Source organism: Nocardia arthritidis (assembly GCF_011801145.1).
Lineage (GTDB): Bacteria > Actinomycetota > Actinomycetes > Mycobacteriales > Mycobacteriaceae > Nocardia > Nocardia arthritidis_A.
This window is the reverse complement of record NZ_CP046172.1, coordinates 1,132,526-1,151,074: the sequence shown is the minus strand read 5'-3', so window position 1 is coordinate 1,151,074 and position 18,549 is coordinate 1,132,526. Positions and strand designations below refer to the sequence as shown.

22 protein-coding genes and 1 pseudogene are annotated in these 18,549 nt (G+C 64.7%); 6 read left to right on the top strand and 17 right to left on the bottom strand.

Going from position 1 to position 18,549, the window contains the following annotated elements; translation table 11 throughout:
- The gene (locus tag F5544_RS05230) at window positions 1–774 is read left to right on the top strand and encodes a class I SAM-dependent methyltransferase (RefSeq protein WP_167472119.1); all 774 of its coding nucleotides are present in this window, start codon (window positions 1–3) and stop codon (window positions 772–774) included.
- On the opposite strand, the gene F5544_RS05225 is transcribed toward F5544_RS05230, so the two are convergent.
- The 10 genes and pseudogenes from F5544_RS05225 to rpsH all read right to left on the bottom strand — a co-directional run bounded on the left by F5544_RS05225 (window position 771) and on the right by rpsH (window position 7,356).
- A complete protein-coding gene (locus F5544_RS05225; protein ID WP_167472118.1) occupies window positions 771–1,517 on the bottom strand; it encodes a DUF6585 family protein in 747 nt (248 codons plus the stop codon). The genes F5544_RS05230 and F5544_RS05225 overlap by 4 nt on opposite strands.
- A gap of 318 nt (window positions 1,518–1,835) precedes the next feature.
- Window positions 1,836–2,636, bottom strand: a complete 801-nt coding sequence (gene map, locus F5544_RS05220) for a type I methionyl aminopeptidase (RefSeq protein ID WP_167472117.1) — start codon at window positions 2,634–2,636, stop codon at window positions 1,836–1,838.
- A 6-nt stretch (window positions 2,637–2,642) separates the two neighbouring features.
- Window positions 2,643–3,200 carry an adenylate kinase gene (locus tag F5544_RS05215; RefSeq protein ID WP_167472116.1) on the bottom strand — a complete coding sequence of 186 codons (558 nt, stop codon included), beginning with the start codon at window positions 3,198–3,200 and terminating at the stop codon, window positions 2,643–2,645.
- Window positions 3,197–4,518: pseudogene (secY, locus tag F5544_RS05210) on the bottom strand (preprotein translocase subunit SecY). The gene F5544_RS05215 and the pseudogene secY overlap by 4 nt, the downstream one beginning before the upstream one ends.
- A gap of 165 nt (window positions 4,519–4,683) precedes the next feature.
- Window positions 4,684–5,127, bottom strand: coding sequence for a 50S ribosomal protein L15 (gene rplO, locus F5544_RS05205; protein WP_167472115.1), 444 nt, complete (start codon window positions 5,125–5,127; stop codon window positions 4,684–4,686).
- Complete coding sequence (rpmD, locus tag F5544_RS05200; protein ID WP_167472114.1) at window positions 5,124–5,309, bottom strand: 50S ribosomal protein L30; 186 nt, start codon at window positions 5,307–5,309, stop codon at window positions 5,124–5,126. The genes rplO and rpmD overlap by 4 nt, the downstream gene beginning before the upstream one ends.
- A 1-nt stretch (window position 5,310) precedes the next feature.
- Window positions 5,311–5,961 (bottom strand): 30S ribosomal protein S5, encoded by a 651-nt coding sequence (gene rpsE, locus F5544_RS05195; RefSeq protein WP_167472113.1) that lies wholly within the window; start codon window positions 5,959–5,961, stop codon window positions 5,311–5,313.
- 31 nt (window positions 5,962–5,992) lie between these two features.
- Window positions 5,993–6,400: a 50S ribosomal protein L18 gene (gene rplR, locus F5544_RS05190; RefSeq protein WP_167472112.1), complete on the bottom strand. Its 408-nt coding sequence runs from the start codon at window positions 6,398–6,400 to the stop codon at window positions 5,993–5,995.
- A 2-nt stretch (window positions 6,401–6,402) separates the two neighbouring features.
- Window positions 6,403–6,942, bottom strand: coding sequence for a 50S ribosomal protein L6 (rplF, locus tag F5544_RS05185; protein ID WP_167472111.1), 540 nt, complete (start codon window positions 6,940–6,942; stop codon window positions 6,403–6,405).
- 15 nt (window positions 6,943–6,957) lie between these two features.
- Window positions 6,958–7,356: a 30S ribosomal protein S8 gene (gene rpsH / locus F5544_RS05180; RefSeq protein ID WP_167472110.1), complete on the bottom strand. Its 399-nt coding sequence runs from the start codon at window positions 7,354–7,356 to the stop codon at window positions 6,958–6,960.
- Window positions 7,357–7,733: 377 nt separating this feature from the next.
- On the opposite strand from rpsH, the gene F5544_RS05175 reads away from it, so the two are divergent.
- The 3 genes from F5544_RS05175 to F5544_RS05165 are packed head-to-tail and all read left to right on the top strand — an operon-like array spanning window position 7,734 to window position 9,584.
- Complete coding sequence (locus F5544_RS05175) at window positions 7,734–8,894, top strand: GGDEF domain-containing protein (RefSeq protein WP_238847096.1); 1,161 nt, start codon at window positions 7,734–7,736, stop codon at window positions 8,892–8,894.
- A 32-nt stretch (window positions 8,895–8,926) separates the two neighbouring features.
- Window positions 8,927–9,181 (top strand): type II toxin-antitoxin system Phd/YefM family antitoxin, encoded by a 255-nt coding sequence (locus tag F5544_RS05170; RefSeq protein WP_167472108.1) that lies wholly within the window; start codon window positions 8,927–8,929, stop codon window positions 9,179–9,181.
- Window positions 9,174–9,584: a type II toxin-antitoxin system VapC family toxin gene (locus F5544_RS05165; RefSeq protein ID WP_174867276.1), complete on the top strand. Its 411-nt coding sequence runs from the start codon at window positions 9,174–9,176 to the stop codon at window positions 9,582–9,584. The genes F5544_RS05170 and F5544_RS05165 overlap by 8 nt, the downstream gene beginning before the upstream one ends.
- 72 nt (window positions 9,585–9,656) lie before the next feature.
- On the opposite strand, the gene F5544_RS05160 is transcribed toward F5544_RS05165, so the two are convergent.
- The 4 genes from F5544_RS05160 to rplN are packed head-to-tail and all read right to left on the bottom strand — an operon-like array spanning window position 9,657 to window position 11,130.
- Window positions 9,657–9,842 (bottom strand): type Z 30S ribosomal protein S14, encoded by a 186-nt coding sequence (locus F5544_RS05160; protein ID WP_167472107.1) that lies wholly within the window; start codon window positions 9,840–9,842, stop codon window positions 9,657–9,659.
- Window positions 9,843–9,846: 4 nt separating this feature from the next.
- Window positions 9,847–10,443, bottom strand: a complete 597-nt coding sequence (rplE, locus tag F5544_RS05155) for a 50S ribosomal protein L5 (RefSeq protein WP_167472106.1) — start codon at window positions 10,441–10,443, stop codon at window positions 9,847–9,849.
- Between the two features lie 2 nt (window positions 10,444–10,445).
- Window positions 10,446–10,760: a 50S ribosomal protein L24 gene (gene rplX, locus F5544_RS05150; protein ID WP_167472105.1), complete on the bottom strand. Its 315-nt coding sequence runs from the start codon at window positions 10,758–10,760 to the stop codon at window positions 10,446–10,448.
- 1 nt (window position 10,761) lies between these two features.
- Window positions 10,762–11,130 carry a 50S ribosomal protein L14 gene (gene rplN / locus F5544_RS05145; protein ID WP_167472104.1) on the bottom strand — a complete coding sequence of 123 codons (369 nt, stop codon included), beginning with the start codon at window positions 11,128–11,130 and terminating at the stop codon, window positions 10,762–10,764.
- A 458-nt stretch (window positions 11,131–11,588) separates the two neighbouring features.
- Between rplN and F5544_RS05140 the strand changes: the two genes are divergently transcribed.
- Window positions 11,589–11,741, top strand: coding sequence for a hypothetical protein (locus F5544_RS05140; protein ID WP_167472103.1), 153 nt, complete (start codon window positions 11,589–11,591; stop codon window positions 11,739–11,741).
- 204 nt (window positions 11,742–11,945) lie between these two features.
- Here the strand turns inward: F5544_RS05140 and F5544_RS05135 are convergent, their stop codons facing one another.
- Window positions 11,946–12,146 (bottom strand): hypothetical protein, encoded by a 201-nt coding sequence (locus tag F5544_RS05135; protein WP_167472102.1) that lies wholly within the window; start codon window positions 12,144–12,146, stop codon window positions 11,946–11,948.
- Between the two features lie 293 nt (window positions 12,147–12,439).
- On the opposite strand from F5544_RS05135, the gene F5544_RS05130 reads away from it, so the two are divergent.
- Window positions 12,440–14,476: a M13 family metallopeptidase gene (locus F5544_RS05130; RefSeq protein ID WP_342760412.1), complete on the top strand. Its 2,037-nt coding sequence runs from the start codon at window positions 12,440–12,442 to the stop codon at window positions 14,474–14,476.
- A 4-nt stretch (window positions 14,477–14,480) separates the two neighbouring features.
- Here F5544_RS05130 and F5544_RS05125 read toward each other — a convergent pair whose 3' ends face one another.
- On the bottom strand, window positions 14,481–16,325 hold the full coding sequence (locus F5544_RS05125; RefSeq protein ID WP_238847095.1) for an ABC transporter ATP-binding protein/permease: 1,845 nt from the start codon (window positions 16,323–16,325) through the stop codon (window positions 14,481–14,483).
- A 402-nt stretch (window positions 16,326–16,727) separates the two neighbouring features.
- Window positions 16,728–18,512 carry an MFS transporter gene (locus F5544_RS05120; RefSeq protein WP_167472100.1) on the bottom strand — a complete coding sequence of 595 codons (1,785 nt, stop codon included), beginning with the start codon at window positions 18,510–18,512 and terminating at the stop codon, window positions 16,728–16,730.
- Window positions 18,513–18,549 lie beyond the last annotated feature (37 nt).

Below are 18,549 nucleotides of genomic sequence, written 5' to 3'. Positions count from 1 at the left end.
ATGGGCCCATTCGACGAACCGACGAGCAGCACGGACCTGCGTGCCCGACGCGCCAAATCCTTCGGCCCGCACGCCGCCACCTACCACGAACACCGGCCCGACTATCCGTCGGCCGGTATCCGCTGGGCGCTGGAGCCGCTCGAGACGTCGGACGCGCCCGTCGTCGTCGATCTCGGCGCAGGCACCGGAAAGCTGACGGCGGGTCTGCTCGCCGCGGGCGCATCGGTCATCGCCGTCGAACCGGATGCGGAGATGCTCGCCGAACTGGTCCGCAGACATCCCGGTATCACCGCCTGCCGTGCCGTCGCCGAAGCCGTTCCGCTGCCGGACAATTCGGTCGACGCCGTCGTCGTCGGGCAGGCGCTGCACTGGTTCGATCAAGAGCGCGCCTTCCCGGAGATCGCGCGCGTACTGCGTCCCGGCGGAGTGCTCGCGGCATTCTGGAACACCGATGACCTCGACGTCGACTGGGTCGTCGGGCTGCAGCGGGTCTCCCGGTCCGGCGCATCGTTCGAACCGGGTGACGGCAAGCTGCCCAGCCATCCACTGTTCGCGGAATTCGAGCGCGCCGACTTCCCGCACGCGCACCGACGCACCGCCGAAACCCTCACCGCGACAATCGGAACGCATTCGCACACCCTGGTGATCTCGGATGCGGAGCGCACCGAACTACTCGGGCGCATCACCGAGTACCTGCGCACCAACCCGGAGACCGCACAGGGCGAATTCGACTACCCGCTGGTGACCTGGGTGATCCGCACCCGGCCCAACTAGCGCAGGTGCTCCGAAAGTAGTTGGAGCACACACATATTCGGCACGTCAGCGACCGGCTCGGCAATCAGCGGCCGCTCCCGGTCCCGGACCCGCACGATCAGCATCGCGGAGCGCACCGTGAACTCGGTGACGTCGGCCCAGGCCGCCCGATCCCTGCCGACCCCGATATCCCTTGCGGTGACCCAGATTTCACCGAATTCGAGCCGCTGCCCGGCGTTCAGCGCCGCCAATGCCCTCGGCACCTGGGCCCGCGCCACCCCGCGCCGGATCTCGGCGCCCCAGACGTGCTGCCGCTCGAACCCGCGCCGCAGAATCACCGGATCTCCCGCATCACCGGAGCACACATACGAGCGCCGCGCGGCCTGTTCCCGCACCGTCGCCGCACCGTAGCGGAAGGTCCGGACCCGGCCACCGAATACGACGACGAACCCGCGTTCGTACAACTCCAGCCGCGACCCGCGATTCCGCCCGGCCAGCACCCGCAGGCGGCCGGCCGCCCAGGCGAGCCGCCCACCCACCAGCAACGCGAATGCGGCGGCGATAAGCGCCAACGGATATGCCCGGCCCGCCAGCGCCACGATCATGACGACGCAGCTCGCCGCCGTCGCGATACCGGCGAGCCGGAACCGCCGCCAATCGGCGGGCACCGGCAGATACGTTCCGCGCAGCCCGCCCAGATCCTCTAGACATAGGTCGGAGCGGCGCATCATCCCATGGTCGCAGCGCGCAAGAGTATCCGGCACCTCCCTTGACGGAACCCCTACGCGGAACGCGTAAGTATTTCCGGTTCGCCCAACGGGATTCGAGTAGTTCCTACTCGCGTGAGCGCACCCGAGCCCGACCTACGCTGAGCACATCGTCGAAACAGCGACCGGAATCGTCGGATCGCACCGGACGCGGGTGAAAGGATCGACGCACCGATCCAGCAGAGCTGGGTATCGCCGTCTAACGTCGCGGCGAGATCGACCGCACGGCGGCGTCGGCGCGCATCGGCTCCTCGCCGCGCGACGTGCCACCGCAAAACGTAGACAACCGGGTCACCCTGCCGACCCGAAATGTGGTTACTCCGGGCGGGGCGTGAGGATGCGCGGACCGTCCTCGGTGACCGCGACCGTGTGCTCCCAGTGCGCGGCGCGCGAACCATCAGTTGTCACCACGGTCCAATCGTCGCCGAGCACCTGCGTTTTCGTGGTGCCCAAGGTCAGCATCGGCTCGATGGCGAGCACGGAACCGACCACGAGCCGCGGGCCCTTACCCGGATCGCCCTCGTTGGCCAGGAACGGATCCATATGCATTTCCCGGCCGATCGCATGACCGCCGTAGCCGTCGACGATGCCGTACGCGCGGCCGTGCTGCCGCTCGGCGGCGCGGGTGCCGAGTTCGATGGCATGGGAGACATCGGTGAGCCGGTTCCCGGGCAGCATGGCCTCGATCCCCGCCTCCATCGACAGCTTGGTGGCCTCGCTCAACAGCCGATCGGCCTCGATGATGGCGCCGACACCGAAGGTCCATGCCGAATCACCGTGCCAGCCGTCGAGGATCGCACCGCAGTCGATGGACACCAGATCGCCCTCGGTGAGGATCTCCTCCGCCGACGGAATCCCGTGCACCACACGGTCGTTCACCGAGGAGCAGATCGACGCCGGGAATCCGTGATAGCCCTTGAAGGACGGCACCGCGCCCGCGTCCCGGATCACCTGCTCGGCGACCTCGTCGAGCTCCGCCGTCGAAACGCCCGGTTTGGCCGCGGCGCGCACCGCGACCAGCGCGCGACCGACGACCGCGCCCGCGGCCGCCATGGCGTCGAGTTCACCGGCGGTGCGGAACGGCACCACCTTCTTGTTCTTCCGGCCGAAGACCATCGGGGCTCAGCGGCCCAGCGCGTGCAGCGCGCGGGCGTTGACCTCTTCGACCTCGCCGACGCCGTCCACCGTGACGACCAGGCCGTCGTAGTGGTCGAGCAGCGGCTCGGTCTCCTCGCGGTACACCCGCTGCCGGTTGCGGATGACATCCTCGGTGTCATCGGAGCGGCCGCTGGTCTTACCGCGGTGCAGCAGGCGCTCGACCAGGGTGTCCTCGGGGACCTCGAACGAAACGACGCCGTCGAGCTCGTGCCCGGACTCCTTGAGGATCTTCTCCAGCGCCTCCGCCTGATCGATGGTGCGCGGGTAGCCGTCGAGGATGAAGCCGTTGGCCGCATCCGGTTCGGCGATGCGCGCCTCGACCATCCGGTTCGTCACATCGCTCGGCACCAGATTGCCCGCGTCCAGGTACTTCTGCGCCTCGCGACCCAGCGGGGTCTGCTGGCTGATGTTCGCGCGGAACAGGTCCCCGGTGGAGATGTGCGGGACGCCCAGCTTTTCCGACAGCAGGACGGCCTGGGTGCCCTTGCCGGCACCCGGCGGACCGAGCAGTACAACTCTCACTTGAGGAACCCTTCGTAATTTCGATTCATCAGCTGGCTCTCGATCTGCTTAACGGTATCCAAACCGACACTCACCAAGATCAGCACCGAGGTGCCGCCGAAGGGAGGTTCTGGTTGTTACCGGATGCGCCGATATCCAGGAAGAGATTCGGCAGAACCGCGACAAGACCGAGGTAGATGGAGCCGGGGAGGGTGATGCGGCTCAGGACGAAGTTGAGATAGTCGGCTGTCGGCTTACCGGGACGGTAGCCGGGAATGAAGCCGCCGAACTTCTTCATTTCGTCGGCGCGTTCCTCCGGATTGAAGGTGATCGCGACATAGAAGTAGGTGAAGAACACGATCAAACCGAAGTAGATCGCGATATAGGCCGGATTGCCCGGATTCACCAGGTATTTCTGAATGAACTCCTGCCACCAGCTCGGATTGGCGTTGGTACGCCCGCCGGTGAGCTGAGAGATCAGATTCGGCAGGTACAGCAGCGAGGACGCGAAGATCACCGGGATGACGCCGGCCTGGTTGACCTTCAAGGGTAGGTAGGTCGACGACCCGCCGTACATCTTGCGGCCGACGACGCGCTTGGCGTACTGCACCGGAATCCGGCGCTGACCCTGCTCGACGAAGATGACGCCGGAGATGATCGCGAACGCCGCGACACACACCAGGCCGAAGATCAGCCCGCCGCGGTTGTCCAGAATGTTCTTGCCCTCGGACGGGATACGCGCCGCGATACCGGCGAAGATCAACAGCGACATGCCGTTTCCGATGCCGCGCTCGGTGATCTGCTCGCCGAACCACATGACGAGCGCCGCGCCCGCCGTCATCACCAGCACGATGATGACCATGCCGAAGATGCTGGTGTCGGCCAGGATGTCCTTGGGGCAGCCCTGCAGCAGCTGTTTACGCGCCGCCAGCGCCACCAGACCGGTGGCCTGCAGAATCGCCAGCGCGATCGACAGGTACCTGGTGTACTGCGTCATCTTGTTCTGGCCGGACTGGCCCTCTTTACGCAGTTCCTCGAACCGCGGGATGACGACCGTGAGCAGCTGGATGATGATGCTCGCGGTGATGTAGGGCATGATGCCGATCGCGAAAACCGACAGCTGCAGCAGCGCACCACCGGAGAACAGGTTGATCAGCTGGTAGATACCGGCGTTGTCACCGCCGGAAATCTGCGCGATACAGTCCTGGACGCTTTTGTAGTCGACGCCGGGAGACGGCAGCGTGGCACCAACCCGGTACAGCGCGAGCAGCCCCAGCGTGAAGAGAATCTTCCGCCGTAAGTCCGGAGTCCGGAAGGCCGATACGAAGGCGGAAAGCACAGATCCTCCTGGCGAACGACATGGTCATGACATGGATATTTTCAGCATGTCCGAAAGAGGGGTGCTGAAAACCATGACGAGGCTTGGCAGACAACAATAGAACTCTAACAGTGGCACCGGATGAGCTCTTCACTCATCCGGTGCCACTTAGATTAGAGCGTACCGTCAGCCCAGCTCGGTGACGGTGCCACCGGCCGAGGTGATCTTCTCCTTGGCGGAGCCGGTCACCTTGTCGACGGTCACCTGGACCGCGACACCGATCTCACCGTCGCCGAGGACCTTCACCAGCTCGTTCTTGCGAACGGCGCCGGCGGCGACCAGCTCGGCCTTGCCGACCGTGCCGCCCTCGGGGAACAGCTCGGCGATCCGGCCGACGTTCACGACCTGGTATTCCGTCCGGAACGGGTTCGTGAAGCCCTTGAGCTTGGGCAGCCGCATGTGCAGCGGCATCTGCCCACCCTCGAAGCGGGCGGGCACGTTCTTGCGTGCCTTGGTGCCCTTGGTACCGCGACCGGCGGTCTTACCCTTCGAGCCCTCACCGCGGCCGACGCGGATCTTCTCGGTCTTCGCGCCCGGGGCCGGACGCAGATGGTGCAGTTTGATGGTCATGCGTTGAGCTCCTCAACTTCCACGAGGTGGCGCACGACGTTGACCAGTCCGCGGTTCTGCGCGTTGTCCTCCCGGACCACGCTCTGCCGGATCTTGCGCAGGCCGAGCGTGCGCAACGACTCCCGCTGATTAGCCTTGGCACCGATCGTGCTCTTGATCTGGGTGATCTTCAGCTGTGCCATATCAGACTCCCTGTCCGGCACGCGCACGCAGCATGCCAGCCGGAGCAACGTCCTCGATGGACAGACCGCGACGGGCCGCCACCTCTTCGGGACGCTGCAGCTGCTTGAGCGCGGCGACGGTCGCGTGCACGACGTTGATCGCGTTGTCGCTACCGAGCGACTTGGCCAGAATGTCGTGAATGCCAGCGCATTCCAGCACAGCACGGGCGGCGCCACCGGCGATCACACCGGTACCCGGGGAGGCCGGGCGCAGCATGACCACACCGGCCGCCGCCTCGCCCTGCACCGGATGGGTGATGGTGGAGCCGATCATCGGGACGCGGAAGAAGCCCTTGCGAGCCTCCTCGACACCCTTCTGGATGGCCGCGGGAACTTCCTTGGCCTTGCCGTAGCCGACGCCGACCAGACCGTTGCCGTCACCGACGATCACCAGGGCGGTGAAGCTGAAGCGCCGACCACCCTTGACGACCTTGGAGACGCGGTTGATCGCGACGACGCGCTCGAGCTGGTTCTTCTCGGCCGCGTTATCCCTGCGGTCGCCGCCACCGCGACGATCGCCGCCACCGCGACGGTTCTCGCGGCCGCCCTCGGGCGCGTTGCCATTCTGTCCGGCGGGTCCGCTTCCGCCGTCACGCCTCTGACGTCCCGGCATCAGACGTTCCTTCCGTTAGCAATCTTGATCATCAGAACTTCAACCCACCTTCGCGAGCGGCATCGGCCAGTGCGGCGATGCGGCCGTGGTAGTCGTGGCCACCACGGTCGAACACGACGGCATCGACACCGGCCGCCTTGGCGCGGGCGGCGAGCAGCTCGCCGACCTTCTTGCCCTTGGCGGTCTTGTCGCCGTCCAGCGCGCGCACATCGGCCTCGATGCTGGAGGCGGCGGCGATGGTCTTGCCGACCGAGTCGTCGACGAGCTGCGCGTGCAGGTGCCGCGAGGAGCGGTTGACCACCAGGCGCGGACGCTCGGTGGTGCCGACGACCTTCTTGCGCAGACGGAAGTGACGGCGCGTCTTGGACAGACGACGCTGCGTCGAGACGTCCTTGCCCAGCGGGATACGCTTGGCCTTCTGGTTTTCGGTTTGCGCCATGATCACTTACCCGTCTTTCCGACCTTGCGGCGAACGACCTCGCCGGCGTACCGGATGCCCTTGCCCTTGTACGGCTCCGGCTTGCGGTACTTGCGGATGTTGGCGGCGACCTCGCCGACCAGCTGCTTGTCGATACCGGCCACCGAGAACTTGGTGGGCGATTCCACGGCGAAGGTGATGCCCTGCGGCGGCTCCGAAACGATCGGGTGGCTGTACCCGAGCGCGAATTCGAGGTTCTGGCCCTTGAGCGCGACACGGTAACCGACACCGGCGATCTCGAGCTTCTTCTCGTAGCCCTGCGTGACGCCGACGATCATGTTCGAGATGAGCGTGCGGGTCAGACCGTGCAGCGAGCGGCTCTTGCGCTCGTCGTCGGGACGGGTGACCTCGAGCTTGCCCTCGTCGTTCTTACCGACGGTGATCGGCTCGGCGACGATGTGGGACAGCGTGCCCTTGGGGCCCTTCACCTGCACCTGCTGGCCGTCGATGGTCACATCGACGCCGGACGGGATTGCGATGGGCTGCTTGCCAATACGCGACATTAGTCCTGACCTCCCTTACCAGACGTAGGCGAGGACTTCGCCGCCCACGCCCTGCTTGGCTGCCTGACGGTCGGTGAGCAGACCCTGCGACGTGGAGATGATGGCCACGCCGAGGCCGCCCAGCACCTTGGGCAGGTTGGTGGACTTCGCGTACACACGCAGACCGGGCTTGGAGACCCGGCGCACGCCGGCGAGGCTGCGCTCGCGGCTCGGACCGTACTTGAGGTCGACGACGAGGGTCTTGCCCACCTGCGCGTCCTCGGTCCGGTAGTCGGCGATGTAGCCCTCGCGCTTGAGGATCTCGGCGATATTCGCCTTGAGCTTCGAGTGCGGAGCCTTCACCTGATCGTGGTACGCCGAGTTGGCGTTGCGCAGACGTGTGAGGAAGTCTGCGATCGGATCAGTCATGGTCATGGTTCGACCTAGACACCTTTCTCGCTGCGGTTCCCATACAGCACCGGCACAGCACGGTGCCGATCGTGGGCCTACAACAATTCGGATGGCCCGGCCGGCATTTGCCGACCGGATTGAGTTCTCATGCGAGTTCTCAGTGCCCGGACCGTCCGCGACCCGGTGCGCACACCGGGCTCATGCGGACACAACTGTGCCCGAGCAACCGGTTCAGTGTAGACAAGCCGCAGGCAGCGACCAAATCCGGGTCGCGTATGGACGATCTCACATTGCGTGTGATGAGCTACCGCCATAGCGTCCGATATGCACGACCGGTTACAGATAGACGCTCGAGTCCGGTACCGACACGAGGCGGTAGCTCGTTGACCGACAGTCGCTCGATGTTTCGAACCTGGTGGCGAGACCGGGTCGATTACGGCTGGCTGGTCGAGACCCTGCGATCGCACGGCGCGCTCGGTCGATTCAAGTTCATGCTCGGGGCGGGCGGCATCGTGATGCTGCTCATCGCGATTCTGGCCGCGATAGCGCAGGACGAGGCGATGGGTCCGGTACAGGGCATCGCCGAGGCCACCGTCGCCGGCATATGGACGGTTCGCTGGTGGTTTCTGCCGTGGCCGCGGGAGACCGAATCACTGGTCTGGATCGCGCTGTTCGACCTCGACGCCGCCGCGAACAACGTCCTGGTCCACGATCGCGTCATAGGGGTGCTCGGCATCGTGCTGCTGATGGCGATGGGCGGGTACGTGACCGTCTTCCACGGCCCGCGCATCCTGGCGCTGCACGTCGGCTGGTCGCTGCTGGCCAGCATCATGCTCGCGGTCATGATCGCGACCGGCCTACTGCCGCGGTCCGAATCGACCGGGCACGGGCGGGAGAACATCGCCATGGGCATTTCGATCGTGCTGGTCCTGTTCGTGGTGATGGGGGTCATCCTGCCGTTCGTGCAGTTCTGTAATTGGATACTGCGAGTCGACGCCCTGACCGATCCGCTCACCATGCTGCTGAACCGCCGCGGGCTCGACTCCTATCTGACGGCGCGCCTCGGCCGCTGCCGGAACCGGACGATCTACGTCGCCATGCTCGACCTCGACCGTTTCAAAACCATCAACGACACCTTCGGTCACTCATTCGGTGACGAGGTACTCGCCAGAACCGCCCAATGCCTGCGCACCGCAGTCGATTTCGACGCCCTCATCGCCCGCACCGGCGGTGAGGAATTCGTCATCGTCGGCTACCTGCGCGGCGAAATCGCCGATGTCGGCGAACAATTGCGCCGTTCCATCGAAACCATGCCCGGCCTGCCCGTCACGGTCACCGCGAGCATCGGCATCACCACCATCGACACCGCCGACGACCCCTTCACCGAACTCACCTACCACCGCCTGCTCCGCGCGGCCGATTCCGCGATGTATCGCGCGAAACGCTTGGGCGGCAACACGGTGGTGTTCGCCGGTGCGACCGGGCACCCGAAGGCCGTTTCGATTCACGTTCCACCGCCCGCCCCTGTCCCGATTCTCCTCGATCGACCGCCGACGCCATAGCATCGTATAGCATCCGTTGCTATCCTCGGGCTATGACAACCACGATCAGCCAGGCCGACCTGCGCAACGGCAGCGCGGGTGTGATGGACGCGCTGGAGGCCGGTGAGGATTTCGTCATCACCCGCAACGGGCGGCCGGTTGGTGAGCTGCGCCCGATCAGGCGACGACGCGAAATCACGACCACGGAGCTCAAGGCGCGGATGGCCCGCTTCGCCGGAGCGGGTAGCGGCGCGGAACTGCGGGCAGAAATCGACGCAGCTTTCGGCGAAGACCGTCTCGATGACTGAGCGCGGCCGGTTTCCAGAGGGACTGCTCGATACCTGCGTCCTCATCGATATCGACACCGTCGACGACACCCGACTACCGATCCAGCCGAAAATAAGCACCATCACGGTGGCCGAATTGGGTCTGGGCGTCGCTCTCGCCGGCTCGCCGGAAATACTGACATTGCGTACCGAACAAATGCTGGAGATCGAGCATGTCTTCGACGCACTCCCCTTTACCGACACGGCTGCAAGGCGATTCATGACCATGGCAAACCTGATCGCAGTCGGCGGACGAAACCCCAAACCACGCAAAATGGATCTGATGATCGCGGCAATAGCGTCGGTCAACGATCTCCCACTGTTCACCCGCAACGCGGACGATTTCCGCGGGCTGGATCAACTGCTCACCGTCGTACCGGTGTGAAACAGCACAAGGACCCGAGCGCGGGCCCGGGTCCTTGTTTCGCTATTTCATTGCCTCACAAGGAGGCTGAACTCACCAGGAGCTCTTGTGCACGCCCGGCAGCTCGCCGCGGTGCGCCATTTCACGCAGGCACACACGGCACAGGCCGAACTTGCGGTAGACGGCGTGCGGGCGACCGCAACGCTGGCAGCGGGTGTAGGCACGCACCGCAAACTTCGGCTTGGCGTTGGCCTTGTTGACCAGGGATTTCTTAGCCATGTGCTCAGTTCTCCTTGAACGGGAAGCCGAGGTGCTTGAGCAGGGCGCGGCCTTCTTCGTTGTTGGTCGCGGTGGTCACCACGGTGATATCCATACCACGCGGGCGGTCGATCCGGTCCACGTCGATCTCGTGGAACATCGACTGCTCGCTCAGGCCGAAGGTGTAGTTGCCGTTGCCGTCGAACTGCTTCGGCGACAGGCCACGGAAGTCCCGGATACGGGGCAGCGCGATGGACACCAGCCGGTCCAGGAACTCCCACATGCGGTCGCCGCGCAGGGTGACCTTCGCACCGATCGGCATGCCCTCACGCAGCTTGAACTGCGCGATCGACTTGGTCGCCTTGCGGATCTCCGGCTTCTGGCCGGTGATCAGCGCCAGGTCGTTGACGGCGCCGTTGATCAGCTTGGCGTCGCGGGCGGCGTCGCCGACACCCATGTTCACGACGACCTTCACCACGCCAGGGATCTGCATCACGTTGGCGTAGTTGAATTCCTTGTTCAGCGCGTCCTTGATCTCCGCCCGATACCGGGCCTTCAGCCGCGGCTGGCTGCGCTCATGGTCGCTCCGCAAGCTGCGCTCCGTGTTCTCAGTGGTGGTCATGATCAGATGTCCTTCCCGTTCTTACGGGAGATCCGGACCCGCTTGCCGTTCTCGTCGGTCCGGTAGCCGATGCGGGCCGGCTTGCCATCGGAGTCGACGACCATCACGTTGGAAACGTGGATCGGGGCTTCCTGGGTCACGATGCCGCCCGAGGAGGCGCCGCGCTGGTTGGCGGAGTTCGCGACGTGCTTCTTGATCCGGTTCACGCCCTCGACAAGAACCCGGTTCTCCTTCGGGTAGGCCTGGATGACCTTGCCCTTGGCACCCTTGTCCTTGCCCGAGATGACGAGCACGGTATCGCCCTTGTGCACCTTCATGTCAGAGCACCTCCGGGGCAAGCGAAACGATCTTCATGAACTTCTTCTCGCGCAGTTCGCGGCCGACCGGGCCGAAGATGCGGGTGCCGCGCGGATCGTTGTCCGCCTTGATGAGCACGGCCGCGTTCTCATCGAACTTGATGTACGAGCCGTCCGGACGGCGGCGCTCCTTGACGGTGCGCACGACGACCGCCTTGACGACGTCGCCCTTCTTGACGTTGGCGCCGGGGATGGCGTCCTTCACGGTAGCGACGATGATGTCGCCGATACCGGCATAGCGACGCGACGAACCACCGAGAACGCGGATGCAGAGAATCTCCTTCGCACCCGTGTTGTCGGCGACGCGCAGTCGCGACTCCTGCTGAATCACTTCAGCATCCTCCTAGACCTGGACGAAACGCACGCCGGATTGCCGACCCGACGGGCATGGTCAGTTGCCCACCGAACGCGCGCCTGCCAGCGGATATCCTTCGGTTCGACGAGAAGCTGAACCGAACCACTGGGGGTTCGCGGCCGGATTGCGGGCAAAGCTCCCGCAGGCAACCGGTCTAGTGTACGAGAACGCCCAGGTCACCACAAAATCGGGGTCGCGCCGGGCTCTCGCGGCATGCCGCCGCGCCCGAGCACCCTCACCGAACGCAGCGGGATGCGAAGCCGAGGCGCGTGAGCACTGCGGGCACTGCCACGTACTGGCAGAACTGCCATCCGCACTGCCAAATTAATCCACCCACTTGGGAAAACGCGATCAAGATCACCAATTTACGGATACGCTTGGAATTTCGACCTCATAATATCGTCCGCCGAAACAGCGGGAAGGTACGATGAATTATGTCCGACGAAGGCTATCTGAAAATATCTGGTAATGTAACTTATCGTTTGGCAAAAATACTGGAACGAGCTGCGGAGATCGGGAACGAAAAGGGCTACAACTACCTCGCGGTCGAACATGTCGCATTGGCAATTTTAGAGGATCGGCAATGATACGGCACCGAGAATTGGGATCGTCCGCTGAATATCGACGAATGGAATAATGAACTCGTCGCGGGCCTGCCGAGATTACCGCTGCGCAGTGTCCGGTCCGATAAGCCGGTCGCGATCGAATATCGCATTCCGGAGCCCCCTCCGACACCTGCGGGCGAATCATGCCCCTTCATCCAAGAATTCGAATTCCGGGTTTTCACCACGCTACCCGAGATCGCCGCGCTGGCCGAAACCGTCGACGGCCTCGTCCGGGAGCGGGCGCGAAATATACCCGCGCTCGCCTGGCACACCCGATACGGTGAAAGCGATCGCCGGAATCCACGGCTGGACCTTCAGTGGCGCGACACGCATCCGGAGACCGACCCGGGCGATCGCCGCACGCTCAGCGTCTTCATCGGCCTGCACCTCCCCGATTCCACCGAGCGCAATCGGCTGTTCGACGAGTTGTGCTGGGCATTCCCCGCATGTGATTCGCCGTGGACCGCAGGGGCGACCATGCCGGAAACCGTCGAAGACGCGCGGGAATTCGGGCTCGCCGCCAAGTATCCGGAGCTCGCGCCGCTGGAACCCCACTGACTCACTGACCGCACTCGGCCCATCGGTGCGGCCTCGGGTTCGGCGGCTCGCCGGTCCGCTCCAGTAACGTCGATCGGGTCTAGACCCGAGCACACGTTCGAAAACAACGGAGGAGATTCGAGTTGACCGCGTCTGAGCGACCATTCCCGCTCGACCGCCGCAGGTTCCTGATGGCAATGGGATTGGCGCCCGCCGTAGCCCTGTTGCCCGCCTGCTCCAAAGCCGATCCGAAGCCGTTGACGGGCCCGGATCTGTCCGGTGTCGATCCGGCGGTCCGGCCGCAGGACGATCTCTATCGCAATGTCAACGGCAAGTGGCTGCGCGAATACAAGCTGCCGCCCGACAAGGTGTCGTTCGGCACCTTCGACGAGGTGGGCGATCGGATCGAGGGCCAGCTCCGCGCGATCATCGACGGCATCGAGGATCCGAAGCCGGGCACCGAGGCGCAGCAGATCCGCGACCTGTTCGACGCGCGCATGGATCTCGACCAGATCGAAAAGCTCGGCATGACGCCGCTGCAAGGTCTGTTCGCGAAGATCGACGGCGCCGCGACGAAAGCCGATCTGGCCGAGGTGATGGGCGCGCTGCCCGGTGTCGGCCTGATCGGCCTGGCGGTCGCGGTCGACGCGAAGAATTCCAATGCCTATCTGCCGATAGTCTCCCAGAGCGGCCTGGGGCTGGGCGAGCAGTACTACCACAAACCCGAATACGCCGAAAAGTTCGCCGCTTACCGGGTTTTCATGGAACGCTGCGCCACCGGCGCCGGATTTCCGGACCCGGCCGCGCTGGCCGGGCGGGTGGTGGATCTGGAGACCAGGATCGCGGCCGCGTTCTGGGACAACGTGCGGCTGCGCGATGTCAACGCCAGCTACAACCTGCACAGCTGGGCCGAATTGACCGCGCTGGCACCGCAATTCGATTGGGATCGGTGGTTGGTCGGCAATACCGACCGGCCGAAGGAGTTGTTCGCCACGGTGCAGGTGGCCGAGCCGTCCTTCATGACGGCCGCGGGGCAGCTGTGGAACGAGGTCGACATCGCCGTCTGGCGCGAATATCTGAAGTTGGCTCTGGTGCGCGAGTTCGCGCCGCAACTGAAGAGGGACATCGCGGACGCGAACTTCGAATTCGTCGGCAAGGTGATGAACGGGCTGCAGCAGCGCCCAGAGCAGTGGAAGGTCGCGGTGGGCACGGTCGATGCCTACCTCGGCGAACAGCTCGGAAAGCTTTATGTGGCAAAGCATTTCCCGCAGTCGGCGAAGGATCGCGCCAAGGAGATGGTCGCCGATCTCATGGCCGCCTATCGGGACAACTTCCAGAACTCCTCCTGGATGACGCCCGCGACCCGCGCCGCCGCCATCGCGAAATTGGCGAAGATCAACCCCAAGATCGGCTACCCCGACAAATGGGAGGACTACTCGAAGCTGACCGTCACCCGGGGCAAGTTGATCGAATCCCTGTGCGCGATAAACGAATTCGGGGCGCGGCGGATGTTCGGGCGGCTCGGCACCCCGGTCGACAAATCCGAATGGGGTATGACGCCGCAGACCGTGAACGCCTCGTACAACCCGAGCGGTAACGAGATCGTCTTCCCGGCCGCCTTCCTGCAGCCGCCGTTCTTCGACCCGGATGCCGAACCCGCGGTGAACTACGGTGCGGGCGGTGCGATCATCGGACACGAGATCGGGCACGGATTCGACGACCAGGGTTCGCAATTCGATGGCGAAGGCAATCTGAAGGACTGGTGGACGCCGGAGGACAAGGCGGCATTCCAGGCGAAGACCAAGCAGCTCATCGATCAGTACAACGCGCTCGTGCCCGAGGGCTTGCCGCCGGAACAGCACGTCAACGGCGAACTCACCGTCGGGGAGAACCTCGCCGACCTGCGTGGGCTGCTGATCTCGCTGGCCGCGTTCCGCAGCGCCGAAAAGCGTAGGGGCGTCGAGGTTCCCGACTATCGGCCGGTGTTCCAGTCGTGGGCCCGCAACTGGCGCTCCGCGCAGACCAAGCAGTACACCGAAAGCCTGCTCAACGATACGCATTCACCGGACGAGTTCCGATGCAACCAGGTGGTGCGCAATATCGCAGAGTTCTATACGGCTTTCGGTGTCGAAGAGGGCGACAAACTGTTCCTGCCGCCGGATCAGCGCATCGCCCTCTGACGCGTTACGCGGTCGGTTCGAGGCTCCACGGCCCGTCGCCGGACAGTTCGAGGCGGGCAGTGTGGTGGACGTCGACGGTGCTGCGGTGGGCGACGCTGAACAGCATGGTCTGCGGCGCTTCGCTGCGAACCAGCGCGTAGAGCGAGTACTCCAGACCCTCGTCCACCGCGGAGGTGGCCTCGTCCAGGAACACCGCCTTCGGTTTGAGCAGCAGGATCCGCGCGAACGCGACTCGCTGCTGCTCACCCGGGGACAGGATCTTGGCCCAGTCGGCCTCTTCGTCCAGGCGGTTCACCAGGTGACCGAGGTGCACCTTGGTCAGCGTCTCGCGCAGTACATCATCCGAAATGTCTTCCGGCTGGGCGGGATACGTGACCGCCGTCCGCAGATCGCCCAGCGGGAGGTACGGGATCTGGGAGAGGAACAGCGATTCGTTGCCCGACGGACGCCGGATATCGCCGTCGGCGTACGGCCACATGCCGGCCAGCGCGCGCAGCAACGTGGTCTTGCCGCTGCCCGACGGGCCCTTGACAACGAGTGCGTCACCGGGGTTCAGCCGCAGGTTGAGGTCGCTGATCAGCAGCTCGCCGTCCGGCTTTCGGACGTCGATCCGATCGAGCGCCAGCGCGTTATCCAGTTCGGCGACGTCCACCCGGGGCAGGTCGCGGGATTGGCGGCTGGCGACGATCAAGCCGTCCAGACGGATGAGCGAGGCACGGAATTCGGCGAAGGTCGCGTAGTTCTCGCGGAAGAACGACAACGACGAGTGGATCTGGCTGAACGCCTGCGTCGACTGCAGCACGCCACCGAGCTTGATCTGTCCCGCGAACATGCGCGGGACCTGCAGTATGAATGGGACGATCGCCGCGGCTTGGTTGACCGCGAGGTTCCACCCGCTGAACTTCAGCGTCCGGTAGACGATGGCCCAGTAGGCTCCGATCACCGCCGCGAATCGTCCGATCAGGCCGCGCTTTTCCACACCCTCACCGCGGTAGAAGGCGACGCTCTCCGCCGCGTCGCGCAACCGCACCAGCGCGTAACGGAAGTTCGCGGTGACGAGCTGGTAGCGGAAGTTCAGCCTGATCAGCGGTCGACCGATCCAGAACGCGATGGCCGTTGTCACCAGGACGTACAGCAGGATCATGTACACCGCGGCGCGCGGAACGGTGGTGCCGAGGATCGTGAGTGGACCGGACAGGTCCCACAGGATCTTGGCGAAGGAGAAGATCGCTACCACCGCGCTGACCGCGCCCATCGACAGCGCCCGCGCGTTCTGCACGTAGGTGGTGATGTCTTCCTGAATACGCTGGTCCGGGTTGTCGATCGTGTCGTCGATGAACCGGGCCCGATAGAACGCCTGGCCATCGAGATAGTCGGTGGTCACCCGCTCGGTCAGCCAGAGCCGCCACCTGATGTCGAAGGCCTGCCCGATGAAGTAGTCCGTCAGCGCCCGCACCACATGTATGGTCGCGAGCACCGCGAATACGATGATCGAATTCCAGAACGCGGTCTTCGCGGCGCCGAGCGCGCCACCGTCGTGCTCTCCCAAGGCCGCGGCGCCGTCCTGCAACGACGAATACATGTCGTTGTACTGGTAGGAGAACAGCACGTCCATGCGAACCGACCAGATCGTCATGAACAACAGCACGGCGACGAAAAGTATTGTCCGCCAACCGCCTTTGCCGCGGAAATAGCCGCCCGATATCAGCCAGAACTGGCGGCCCCAGACGGTGAATCTCAGCAGCAGCGCGACAGTCACCGTGAATACCACCGCGGTGATCGAGAATACGATCAGCAACCACTTGGCCGATTCCCAGAGTTCGTTGCCCCAGTCCCTAGACGCGTCCACGCAGTCTCCCGATTCCCTCGCAGTAAAGCTCGCGCAGTCTAACCGACTACCAGCGAATTCGCCTCCGACGCACGCCGATTCCCAGCCACCTCGCGGAAATGCGCCGGGCGCCTGAGCCACCCACCCGGGCAAATACGCCGCACAGTAGTGCACACGGACGATTTTCAGAATTGGTTCGACTCGATGCGGATTTGATATGGAATATACATAGCGGTATGCCGACTCATGCATATTGCCCTTTGATCCATGCGGGAATCCGTTGCAGTGCGGACCATCCAACCGGTATGGCAATAGGCGACGAGGCGTTTCGAGCTGCATTCAGAGGACGACCGGATGAATGTGCGCCACATACCCCGGACACAGGTGTGGCCCGGCGAAATCGCCGGGCCACACCGGAGGCCGTCAGCGCGCGGCTACGGTGACGCGGGCGGCGGCCAGCTCGTCGGCCTCGGCGAGTTCGGCGTCCTCGTCGTGGATGTATTTGCCGCCGGAGAGGTAGGAGGCGGCCGCGGCGAGGAACATCATGACGGCGGCGGAGATGAAGACCACCAGGAGGCCGGAGTGGAAGGGGCCGGTGAGCAGATGGGGGAAGAATTCCTGGCCGGTGAGCGCGTCGGCGTTGACGCCCGGTTTGGCCAATTCGCCGGTGGGGCCGAGCAATTCCTGAATCGGGTTGTAGCCGAGGAAGGCGGCGAACAGGCTGCCGACCGGCGGCAGTCCGGCGACCTCACCGGCCGCGGTCGCCGAAACCCCTTGTGCCCGTAGGCCGGAATCCAGGGCCGAGGGCAGGCTGGCGGCCAGGCCGATCACCATGAGGGAGAAGAAGATTCCCATCGACAGCGCATTGCCGCCGTTGAACAGCGTGCCGCGCATGCCGGAGGCGGCGCCGCGCTGCGCCGCGGGCACGCTGGACATGATGGCGGCGGTGTTGGGCGAGAAGAACAGTCCGCTTCCGATGCCGTTGAGCAGGATGATCAGCGCGAACAGCCAGTAGTTGAAATCGACCGGGATGACGAGCAGCAGCAGGAAGGTCACCCCGGCGAGCAGCGCGCCGCCGGTGGTGAACGGCCTGGCCCCGTAGCGGTCCGAGAGCCAACCCGAAAGTGGGCCTGCCGCAAGGAATCCCACGGTCAGCGGGAGCAGGTAGATACCGGCCCACAGCGGTGTCGATTCGAAGCTGAACCCGTGCAGCGGCAGCCAGATGCCCTGCAGCCAGATGATCAGCATGAACTGCATGCCGCCGCGGCCGATGGAGACCATCAGTTGGGCGAAGTTGCCCAGGCCGAACGCCCGGTTGCGGAACAGCCCGAGGTGGAACATCGGTTGGGCGACCTTCGACTCCACCACGCAGAACACGCCGAGCAACACCAGCCCGCCGATGACGGCCGACAGCACCCACGGGCTGGTCCAGCCGGTGGTGTGGCCGCCGTAAGGCTGGATGCCGTAGGTGATTCCGGTGAGCAGTGCGGTGAGCCCGAGCCCGAAGGTGATGGTGCCCGCCCAGTCGACCTTGCCCGCGGAGCGCACGCCGACCTCGTGCAGCGACCGGTACGACCACACCGTGCCGAGGATGCCGATCGGCACGCTCACCCAGAACACCGCGCGCCAATCCCATTCGGACAGCACCCCGCCGATCAGCAGCCCGAGGAATGAACCGGCAACGGCCGCAACCATATTGATGCCGAGCGCGGTGCCGCGCTGTTTGGCCGGGAACGCGTCGGTGAGGATGGCGGTGGAGTTGGCGGTGAGCATCGCGCCGCCGACGCCCTGGACGACGCGCCACACGATGATCCACAGCGCGCCCGCCCCGCCCTGGAGCGGATCGAAGGACAGCGCGACCGCGCACAGCGCGAAGACCAGGAATCCCAGGTTGTAGACCCGGACGCGCCCGTAGATATCGCCGAGCCTGCCGAACATCACCACGAGCACCGCGGTGGCGAGTAGATAGCCCATCAACATCCACAGCAGGTAGCCGACGTTGCCCGCCTCCAGCGGGTTCAGCCCGATGCCGCGGAAGATGGCGGGCAGCGAGATGAGCAGGATCGAGGAGTTGATGGTGGTCAGCAGGATGCCGAGGGTGGTGTTGGTCAGGACGATCCACTTGTAGTGCGGGTGGTCCCGGTCGTAGCGCAGCCTGCGGCGGATGGTCTGAACCTCACCGAGGTCGAGATCGTTTGGAATCGTCACGTCGAAGCCCCTAATGATTCATTATCTCAGCAAACTA

What these genes read in the sequence shown, in the direction of transcription:
- F5544_RS05170 (WP_167472108.1), top strand. Translation starts at nt 8,927, where the DNA reads ATGACAACCACGATCAGCCAGGCCGACCTGCGCAACGGCAGCGCGGGT.
- rplE (WP_167472106.1), bottom strand. Translation starts at nt 10,443, where the DNA reads ATGACCACCACTGAGAACACGGAGCGCAGCTTGCGGAGCGACCATGAG.
- rplF (WP_167472111.1), bottom strand. Translation starts at nt 6,942, where the DNA reads ATGTCGCGTATTGGCAAGCAGCCCATCGCAATCCCGTCCGGCGTCGAT.
- rplR (WP_167472112.1), bottom strand. Translation starts at nt 6,400, where the DNA reads ATGGCGCAAACCGAAAACCAGAAGGCCAAGCGTATCCCGCTGGGCAAG.
- F5544_RS05175 (WP_238847096.1), top strand. Translation starts at nt 7,734, where the DNA reads ATGTTTCGAACCTGGTGGCGAGACCGGGTCGATTACGGCTGGCTGGTC.
- rpmD (WP_167472114.1), bottom strand. Translation starts at nt 5,309, where the DNA reads ATGGCACAGCTGAAGATCACCCAGATCAAGAGCACGATCGGTGCCAAG.
- F5544_RS05230 (WP_167472119.1), top strand. Translation starts at nt 1, where the DNA reads ATGGGCCCATTCGACGAACCGACGAGCAGCACGGACCTGCGTGCCCGA.
- rpsE (WP_167472113.1), bottom strand. Translation starts at nt 5,961, where the DNA reads ATGCCGGGACGTCAGAGGCGTGACGGCGGAAGCGGACCCGCCGGACAG.
- map (WP_167472117.1), bottom strand. Translation starts at nt 2,636, where the DNA reads ATGGTCTTCGGCCGGAAGAACAAGAAGGTGGTGCCGTTCCGCACCGCC.
- F5544_RS05165 (WP_174867276.1), top strand. Translation starts at nt 9,174, where the DNA reads ATGACTGAGCGCGGCCGGTTTCCAGAGGGACTGCTCGATACCTGCGTC.
- rplX (WP_167472105.1), bottom strand. Translation starts at nt 10,760, where the DNA reads ATGAAGGTGCACAAGGGCGATACCGTGCTCGTCATCTCGGGCAAGGAC.
- rplO (WP_167472115.1), bottom strand. Translation starts at nt 5,127, where the DNA reads ATGACCATCAAACTGCACCATCTGCGTCCGGCCCCGGGCGCGAAGACC.
- F5544_RS05140 (WP_167472103.1), top strand. Translation starts at nt 11,589, where the DNA reads ATGTCCGACGAAGGCTATCTGAAAATATCTGGTAATGTAACTTATCGT.
- F5544_RS05160 (WP_167472107.1), bottom strand. Translation starts at nt 9,842, where the DNA reads ATGGCTAAGAAATCCCTGGTCAACAAGGCCAACGCCAAGCCGAAGTTT.
- rpsH (WP_167472110.1), bottom strand. Translation starts at nt 7,356, where the DNA reads ATGACCATGACTGATCCGATCGCAGACTTCCTCACACGTCTGCGCAAC.